At 61.5% G+C, this 834-nt stretch carries 1 protein-coding gene; it reads right to left on the bottom strand.

Annotation, left to right across the window (positions count from 1 at the left end):
• The coding region (locus Vqi01_RS30370; protein WP_275408866.1) for a non-reducing end alpha-L-arabinofuranosidase family hydrolase at nucleotides 1-834 on the bottom strand (834 nt) is incomplete at both ends.

Genomic DNA, 834 nt, shown 5'->3' with positions numbered 1-834 from the left:
GCAGGGATCGACCGTCATGGTCTGATCGGCGTTGGTCCGGATCAACTCGCCATGGCTGATGTCGTTGGTCCAGGTCGCACCGCTGTTGGCCTTACCCGCGAACGGGTTGCTCTCCGTCGCCGCCTGCGGCGTCCACGTACCACCCAGACTGGTAGCCGTGAACGACCGGAAGTAACGACCCTGCGAACCGATCGCCTCGACAAGCATGAGGTACCGGTTCTGCCCCGCCAGCTTGTACACCTGCACACCCTCGAACAGGTTGTTCGTCGTGTCAGTCATGATCGTCGTGTAGTTCGACCCGAAGCTACCCGGGAAATTCCCGATCGGCATGCTCGCCCGGTAGATCCGACCATTGTCCCCAGCAAAGAACAGGTACATGTTCTGGTCATCACCAATCAACGCCTGGTCGATCGGGCCGGTGCTGGAGTTGGAAATCGACCCGGTGAACAGCGTCTGGTGCGCCGACCAACTGTTCACGTTGGTGGGGTCGGTCGAGGTCCGGTACGAGAACGCCGGACCACCCCACTGGTAGGCCAACACCCAGATGTTCTTCGGCGCGAAGTAGAACAACGACGGCGCCACCGCCGCGAACGGCATCTGGTTCTGACTGGCCGACCCCATCTGGTTCCAGTCCGAGAACAAACCAAAGTTCATCGAACCCCAACTCGTACCCGTGTCATGCGTCGTGGCATACACCAGATGCTGACCGTTGTACGGCGCGTGCGTGAAGTCCTTCAACGACACCCACCCCGACCTCGGCTGCGCCAACGCACCCGTCGACGACCACCGGTACGACGACGGAAGATTGCACGTACCACCCGGCGGCGGCGTCGT

The sequence above is a fragment of the Micromonospora qiuiae genome, from assembly GCF_016863555.1.
Classification (GTDB): domain Bacteria; phylum Actinomycetota; class Actinomycetes; order Mycobacteriales; family Micromonosporaceae; genus Micromonospora; species Micromonospora qiuiae.
The sequence above is the reverse complement of the archived record's forward strand: the minus strand, read 5'-3'. Positions and strand labels throughout refer to the sequence as shown.